The sequence below is a fragment of the Streptomyces sp. ISL-1 genome (assembly GCF_018614585.1).
Classification (GTDB): Bacteria; Actinomycetota; Actinomycetes; order Streptomycetales; family Streptomycetaceae; genus Streptomyces; species Streptomyces maoxianensis.
The window spans coordinates 1-7,591 of the sequence record NZ_JAGGOI010000082.1; the positions used below are offsets into that span (position 1 = coordinate 1).

Consider the following 7,591-nt stretch of genomic DNA (forward strand, 5'->3'; position numbering starts at 1 on the left):
CGCCACCTGCCTGTACGCGGTCTACAACCCACACCGCCACCGCCTGCGCTACGCCGCCAGCGGGCACCTGCCGCCCCTGCTGGTAGCCGCCGACACCGCCTACCTGGAGCTGCCCCCGGCGCTGCCGCTGGGACTGGGCAGCACCCCAGTCGACCGCGAGGTGGCGTTCCCGCCCGGCACCAGCCTGCTGCTATACACCGACGGCCTGGTGGAAAACCGGGCGCTGTCCCTGGACTTCTGCCTGGCGGCCCTGCGCCAGACCTGCGGCGCGCTGCCCGCCGCCGCCCGCACCGACCCCCAGCAGATCACCGAACGGGCCCTGGAGCTGCTGAACACCCCCGACCGGGTCGACGACGACACCGCCCTGCTCGCCGCCACCGCCGAACCATCGTGTCGAACCGGCGACCCGCAGGCTGACGGAAGTGCCATACAACCGACCGCTACTGCTCGTAGTCATTGCTAAGGAAGCTGCGGATTTGCTAATCCACTGCTAACGAACTGTCTTCATTTTCCCTGTCAAGTTCATCTGTTCAGCTTCAGCAAGGCGCTCAGTGGGCTCCTGAGACGCTGTGACTTGGGTCTGCCCAACCGTCACGACAAGAACCGTTGCAGTACTAGGCCGCACCGGCCCCACCTGCGGCTGGTACGCCGGTCAGGGCCTCGGTCGCATGTCTCCGCCGTACGTGGTGCGGTAGTCCGGGACGACGATCCGGCTCGTCGGAGACTCCTGGTGGACCTGGGCGGTGAACGCGTCCAGGTCCATCACCGGGTCGCGGCGCGGGGGCTCGCTCAGCAGCTCCTCGAAGTTGTCCCAGTGGACGGGCACGACGACGCCGGGCCGGCCCAGTGCCCGCAGCAGCCGGGGCACATAGCGGGACGTGGAGGCGCTGGACGGCACCGCGACCATCGCGAGATCGGGGCTCAGACCCTGCACGGCCCGCTCGGAGAAGTCGCTGGCGCCCATCAGGAACGCCGACGGGCCGCCGCTCCCGGCCGTCACCTGGAAGGCGAGCGTGTCGCCCTCCGGCAGGTCGGAGATGGTCCTCGGGGCAGCCGCGGGCGGCGCGTTCAGCGTGCCCGGGGCGAAATAGGAGTGCCGCTTGTTGCGGCTGTGCAGGCTCGACACGACCTCGACGGTGAGCCCGCCGAAGTCCAGCACCTCGCCGCCCTTCACCACCGAGATCTGTCCCGGGTCGACACCGAACGCGACCAGCAGATGGAAGGTGGTCTCCGTGCCGACGACCCGGGCACCGGTGGACTTGGCGATGTGGGGCACATCGGCGACGTGGTCCCAGTGGGAGTGGCTGACCAGGACGATCTCGGGGTGGTCGATGTGCTCCCGTACCAGCTCGGGATCGGACCTCAGCTTCGTACCCGGCTTGAAGCCCCCGTCGAACAGGCCGGTCTTGAACCGGGTGAGGTACGGGTCGAAGAGCACCGTCCGGCCGTCGACGTCGATGCGCCAGCCGGAGGTGCCCAGCCAGCGGAAGGACGCCGAACCGGCCGCCGGGGCCCTGCGGGGCGCCGCCGCGGAGGCGGCGGTCGTGGCGGGAAGCAGCGGGGCGGCCGCGCCGAGCGCGGCACCACGCAGCACCGTACGTCGGCCGAACCCCTGGATGCGCCGCTTCGGGCGCTGTGCGTCTGTGTCGTCGCTCATGGCGTCAGGAGATCAGGACGCGGTCCTCGCCGTCCAAGATCAAAATCCTGGAGTCCTCATATGCGGAAGCATATGAGTGCACGTCAGAGCCCTTTACTGCGCAGGAAGTCGACGGCGATCCGGGCCGTGGCGCCGATCGCGGCGTCCACCGCCGGACGCGAGGCGGCCAACTCCCGCGTACGGGCGAAGACGGAGACCGCGTAGCGGCCGCCGTCGGGATACCGGACGACCCCCGCCTCCATGTGCAGCCCGGGCAGGGTTCCGGTCTTCGCCGCGACCGTCACCTCGTCGGGAAACCCCGACACCAGCCGGTGCCGGAAAGCCTGACGTGCCATCAGCTCACGTACCTGGGCGCACGCCTCAGGCGGGCCCGCCTCGTCACGCCAGACGAGACGCAGCAGCCGGGTGATCTCACGGGGCGTGCTGGCGTTGGTCCGCAGCGGATCCAGCACGCTCAGCCGTCTCTTGCGATCGTCCGGCAGAGCCGGGTAACGGAGGGCGAACTCCGCCTCGTCGCGGGCGCCGACCTCGGCGAGCATCGACTCCAGTACGTCACGGGGACCGCCCACGATCCGGGTCCCGCCGAGCCCGAGTTCCCCGGCGAGAAGCCGCACCGTGTCCAGGCCGACCCGTGCCAGCAGCAGATCCGCCGCCGAGTTGTCGCTCACCGAGATCGCGAAGAACGCCAGATCGCGCAGCGACAGCTCGACGTCGTCCGCACAGCCTGCCGTGCCCCAGCCGCCGAGCCGGTCGGCCGCCGTCACCCGCACCCGCTCCCGGGGGTCGAGCTGGCCGGCGGCCACCTGCCGGGCGAACTCCAGGACCAGCAGCACCTTGAAGACCGAGGCGATCACGACCGGCTCGTCCGCGCCGACCGCCACCTCCTCGGCGCCCGGCTCCGTGCCGACGGGGACCGCATGCAGCAACCCCTCGGCACCCGCCCCTGCGAAGACCTCGCGGATCCGTTCCTCGACCATCGGTTCGCCCCTCACGTAAGGTCCCTGGCTGTGGATCTCTTGCGCCACCTGCGTATCTTCGTCGCCGTCGCCGACGAGCTGCACTTCAGCCGGGCCGCCGACCAGCTTGGCATGGCCCAGCCACCCCTCAGCCAGGCGGTACGCAGACTGGAGAAGGACCTCGGCGCCGAACTGTTCGACCGATCGCACCGCCAGGTCCGGCTGACCGCCGCCGGCATGGTGCTGCTGGACGAGGCCCGCGAACTCCTGGCCCGCGAGGAGCGGTTACGGACGCTGGCCCGCCGCGCCGGGGACGGCGGCCTGGGCACCCTGCGCGCGGGCGTGCCCCCCGACACCACGGTCGCCATGCTCTCCACGCTGCTCTCGGCCTGCGCGGAGCACTCCCCGGGCCTGTCCGTCGATCTCCAGGAGATCACCACCGAGGAACAGCTGCGGCTGCTCGCCTCCGGTGGGCTCGACGTCGGCCTCGTCCACCAGCCCGTGGACGCCACCGAACTCCGCCTCGGCGCGGAGGTGTGCGTGGAACTCGGCGTCGTCCTGCCCCGCACCTCACCGCTGGCCCGGCTCCCCGAGGTCGCGCTCGCTGAACTGTCCGGCCACGACCTGGTGCTCTTCCCCCGTGCCCAGGCCCCCGGCTGGTACGACCGGATCCTCGACACCTGCCGCGCCGAGGGCTTCGTGCCCGGCCGCCTCCGGCACGCCTCCAACCCCGAGTTCCTGCTGGCCCTCGTCCACGCGGGCCACGGCATCGCCTTCGACCAGGGGCCGGTGGCCCGCAAGGAGCCCCGCGTCGTCTGGCGGCCGCTGGCCGGCCGCCCCCTCACCCAGCGGACCACCGGGGCCTGGCCCGCCGGCCGGTCCGCCCACCCGGCCGCCCCTCACTTCGCGGAGCTCGCGGCCGGCGTGCTCGCCCGCGACCGTACGGCAGCAGCCCTGCGCCGCGACGACGGCCCGCGCCCGCCGGACGGGCCGCCCCGCCCGTGGTCGGTGGTGTACGACGAGTCGAGCTGACGCCGCGCCGACCGGCTGCCCGCGCGAGACAGGCCGGGCCTCTGGGTACACGTACTCATGCGCCGGCCCCGCTCCCTGGCGAGGATGGCGGGCATGGACCTTCCTTCCGCGCCCGTGGCGTTCGACGATTCCGTACGGCCCCACGCCGGTCGGGGCGCCGACGTGGGGGCTGCCGTGGGGCTGCTGCTCCTCGAATTCCTCGTCCTGCTGGTGATCTTCGGCGTCTGGTTGGTGACCGGGGTGAGTCTCGACCCGGGCAGGACGGTGAGCCCCGACCACTTGTGGGGCTATCTCGTCGCCGCCGGTGTGGTCGGGGCCCTGGCCGTGGTTGCGGCCGTGATCGCGTCCCGGTCCCGTGCCGTGGTGACGGTGTGGACCCAGTGCTTCATGGCCGTCGTCGTGGTGGCCGGGGTGGTCGGCGGGGTGGCGGTCCAGCAGCACGAGGGCGCGACCGAGCACCCCGCTCCCGCCCCCGCGTTCACCGGCGAGGCCGGGTGCCGCAGCGGCGGCGACAACAGCGAATGCGCGGGCACCGGCGGCTGACGCGGGCAGCGGTGGCTACACGGCCGCACTCAGCGGCTAGGGCTGTGACCGCATACGTTCACCGGGTCTGGTGGTGGTGCTGAGGGTGCTTGTGCCGGTTGGATGAGGGGTCGCATCCGATGCGGGGAGGCGTGTTGGCACCACCGGTCAAGGTCCGGCGACTGACGGACCAAGAGGGTCAGAAGCTGCAGCAGATCGTGCGGCGGGGCAGTACGAGCACGGTGCGCTACGGCGGGCGATGATGCTGCTGGCCTCGGCGGGCGGGAACACTGTGCCGGTCATCGCCCGCCTGGTGCAGGCCGACGAGGACACCGTCCGCGACGTGATCCTCCACTTCAACGAGATCGGCCTGGCCTGCCTCAACCCTCGCTGGGCGGGAGGCCGTCCCCGCCTGCTGAATTCTGACGACGAGGACTTCGTCGTCCAGACGGCCACCACCCGCCCGGCCAGACTCGGGCAGCCCTTCACCCGCTGGTCGATCCGCAAACTCGCCGCCTACCTCCACCGCGGCATCGCCTCCCGGCCGATACGCATCGGCCGGGAGGCACGCGCACCTTGCTGGCCCGCCGCGGGGTCACCTTCCAACGCACCAAGACGTGGAAGGAATCACCAGATCCGGACCGGGACGCCAAGCTGGACCGGATCGAGTGCGCCCTCGAGCACCGCCCCGACCGCACGTTCGCGTTCGACGAGTTCGGCCCGCTCGGTATCCGCCCCACCGGCGGATCGTGCTGGGCGCCGGCGGCCAGGCCCGACCGGCTGCAGGCCACCTACCACCGCACCCACGGCATCCGGTACTTCCACGGCTGCTACTCGGTCGGCGACGACACCTTGTGGAGCGTCAACCGGGCCCGCAAAGGGATCATCCCCACGCTGGCCGCGCTGAGGACCATCCGGGCCGCACGCCCCGACGGGGCACCGATCTACGTGATTCTCGACAACCTCTCCGCGCACAAGAACTGGCGGATCAAGCAGTGGGCCCGCCGGAACAAGGTCGAGCTGTGCTTCACCCCGACCTACGCGTCCTGGGCCAACCCGATCGAAGCGCACTTCGGGCCCCTGCGGCAGTTCACGATCGCCAACTCCCACCACCCCAACCACACGGTCCAGACCCGCGCACTGCACAGGTATCTGCGCTGGCGCAACATCAACGCCCGCCACCCCGACGTCCTAGCCGCACAGCGCCGCGAGCGCGCCCGCATCCGCAGTGAAAAGGGCATCCGCTGGGGCGGACGCCCCCTTCTGGCAGCCTGACCATCAGACACGGCGAACGTGGCGGGCACAGCACTAGCGGGCGAGGAACGGGCCCAGGGCCGCGGTGAGTTCGGCCGGGGCGTCCAGCGCGATGAGGTGCGCCGCGGTACTGAACTCGACCAGGCTGGCACCGGGGATCCCGGCGGCGTACCGGCGGCTGATGTCCTGGAAGTCGGCGACGTCAAGCCGGCCGATCCCGACCAGTGTGGGGACGGCAATTGTGGCGATGTCACCGTCGGCGCGGCCCTGGGAATGCTCTCCCACGGTGTCCTGGTTGGCCAGGCACGTCCGCATCGGACCCCGGAGCCGTTCGGTCAGTGCCGCGTCGACGTCGTCCCAGACGCGAGCCGGTCCGCGCAGCCACATGTCCAGGTTGACGCGGACGGCGGCGTCCAGGTCGCCCGCGTCCAGGGCCGCCGTTTCGGCCTCGTCGTACGCGATCATTTCCGTCGACCAGTCGTACCCCGGCCACGGCGCGGCGAGCAGGGTCAGGGAGTGCACCCGTTCCGCGTGGGCGAGGGTGAAGCCCACGGCCACGCGGCCGCCCCAGGAGGCGCCGACGAGCCGGACGCGTTCGTGGCCGAGGTGGTCCAGGAGGCGGCGCAGGTCGTCTGTCTCGCTGAACGGGCCGGTCGGGGGCGCGGACTCGCCGAAGCCGCGCAGGTCGTACCGGATGACGGTGTGGCGCTCCGCGAGGGTGGGCACGACCGCGTCCCACATGGTGTGGTCGGCGACGCCCGCGTGCAAGAGGACGACGGGCGGTCCTTCCCCGGTGACGGTGTAGGACAGGTGGCCGCGGTCGTCGGCGAGTGTGATCATCCGCGGATAGTCACAGGTCGGTGATGGGTGTGCCACTGGATTTGGGGCCGTGGGGAACGCGGGCGATGCCGGCCGGGCGGTGCCCCACCGGATCGGCGGGGCACCGCTGGCGGCTGCGAGTGGTGTGGGTGGCCACTCACCGTATGCGCGTGGATTGCCCGGTGTGGGGGCTGACTTCCAGGGGTGCGGATCCGGGACTGGGGAGGGGCGCCGACCGGTCAACGCGACCGCGTCGGCGTTGTGTGTCCCTGAGCCTCGGTCGGGTTCGTAACAGCTGACGGATCAGCAGGGGACCGGCACGCCCAGGGTGACGGGGGTCGGGGTCCACGGGTAGGACGCCGCGATGAACTGGGCGTGAACGGTGGAGCCGCACGGAACGGTGGCGCTCACTTCGCGCACCTGGAGGTTGTGTTGCTGAAGTAGACCGTGCGGTTTATCTGCCCGAGGGAACCGCCGCTGACGGTCGTGGACAGTTGCTGGGGCGGACGCCCCCTCCTGGCAGCCTGACCATCAGACACAGCGAACGTATGCGGTCACAGCACTAGCTGGCGGGACCGCCTGTCTGACATGGCGAGGGCCAGGGATAGGTCGGATCCCCGGTGATCTTCACCTGCTGGGGGGTGTTTCTGGGGAAGGTCCAGATACGGCCCAGGGTGCTGGTGGCGGTCACCGTGGTTGCGTCCAAGGTGACTTCGGTGAACGGATTGGACGAGCAGGAGACCGCGATCCATTCCAAGGTGTTGTGGTCAGCGTCCCGAGTCAGGGCGACCCAGCCGATGCTGCCGTGGTCCGATGATTCACCTGCCAGGGCACGGCTTCCGGCGTAGGTGCATGAGGCAAACGTCGTATCGACGTCCATCCAGTCGCTGGGGGTCCACGCGGTGGCCCGTAGGACCTCCCACCACTGCCAGTCCTCGGCCCGCCTGTCATGGAGCCGGCCTGCGGGGGAGAACCGCACGAGTTCCATTACCGACAGGGATCCGTCGGAGAACATGATGCAGTCTCCGTGGGGCGCCTCCCGGGCACGCCAACGGTCATGCACCAGGCCAGCGTTGGGTGTCGCGTCGGGGGAGCTCACACCCGCAATGATGACATCGAGGAAGAGCGCGAGGAGAGGGCTGCATCGGTCAACCATCCCGTCGGCCCACCAGAACTCGAACCAGAGGCCCGCCAGGCGGGGCCGGCGGCCACCGTCTCTGCCCCCTCACCCCGTGCGCTGAGCGCATGACCCGCCAGCCGGAGCGCCCATCCGCCACTCAGCCACTGAGTCACACCCACTACGCAAGATCACGATCTACGGCTGGAGTACTAGTACTCCAGCCGGACTTCT

At 70.8% G+C, this 7,591-nt stretch carries 7 protein-coding genes and 1 pseudogene; 4 read left to right on the plus strand and 4 right to left on the minus strand.

The window, feature by feature from the left end; genetic code table 11:
- Positions 1–463 (plus strand): PP2C family protein-serine/threonine phosphatase (locus J7E87_RS34580; protein ID WP_215098622.1); only part of this gene is annotated, 463 nt, incomplete at its 5' end.
- A 189-nt stretch (positions 464–652) separates the two neighbouring features.
- Here the strand turns inward: J7E87_RS34580 and J7E87_RS34585 are convergent.
- Together J7E87_RS34585 and J7E87_RS34590 are read right to left on the minus strand one after the other, a co-directional pair.
- On the minus strand, positions 653–1,657 hold the full coding sequence (locus J7E87_RS34585) for an MBL fold metallo-hydrolase (RefSeq protein WP_215098623.1): 1,005 nt from the start codon (positions 1,655–1,657) through the stop codon (positions 653–655).
- An 83-nt stretch (positions 1,658–1,740) separates the two neighbouring features.
- Positions 1,741–2,634 carry a serine hydrolase gene (locus J7E87_RS34590; RefSeq protein WP_215098627.1) on the minus strand — a complete coding sequence of 298 codons (894 nt, stop codon included), beginning with the start codon at positions 2,632–2,634 and terminating at the stop codon, positions 1,741–1,743.
- A gap of 39 nt (positions 2,635–2,673) precedes the next feature.
- On the opposite strand from J7E87_RS34590, the gene J7E87_RS34595 reads away from it, so the two are divergent.
- The 3 genes and pseudogenes from J7E87_RS34595 to J7E87_RS34605 all read left to right on the plus strand — a co-directional run bounded on the left by J7E87_RS34595 (position 2,674) and on the right by J7E87_RS34605 (position 5,442).
- A complete protein-coding gene (locus J7E87_RS34595; protein WP_215098628.1) occupies positions 2,674–3,645 on the plus strand; it encodes a LysR family transcriptional regulator in 972 nt (323 codons plus the stop codon).
- A gap of 93 nt (positions 3,646–3,738) precedes the next feature.
- On the plus strand, positions 3,739–4,188 hold the full coding sequence (locus tag J7E87_RS34600; protein WP_215098624.1) for a DUF6234 family protein: 450 nt from the start codon (positions 3,739–3,741) through the stop codon (positions 4,186–4,188).
- 134 nt (positions 4,189–4,322) lie between these two features.
- Positions 4,323–5,442: pseudogene (locus J7E87_RS34605) on the plus strand (IS630 family transposase).
- A gap of 33 nt (positions 5,443–5,475) precedes the next feature.
- Here the strand turns inward: J7E87_RS34605 and J7E87_RS34610 are convergent.
- Together J7E87_RS34610 and J7E87_RS34615 are read right to left on the minus strand one after the other, a co-directional pair.
- Complete coding sequence (locus J7E87_RS34610; protein ID WP_215098625.1) at positions 5,476–6,261, minus strand: alpha/beta fold hydrolase; 786 nt, start codon at positions 6,259–6,261, stop codon at positions 5,476–5,478.
- Between the two features lie 541 nt (positions 6,262–6,802).
- The gene (locus tag J7E87_RS34615; protein WP_251018444.1) at positions 6,803–7,255 is read right to left on the minus strand and encodes a hypothetical protein; all 453 of its coding nucleotides are present in this window, start codon (positions 7,253–7,255) and stop codon (positions 6,803–6,805) included.
- Positions 7,256–7,591 lie beyond the last annotated feature (336 nt).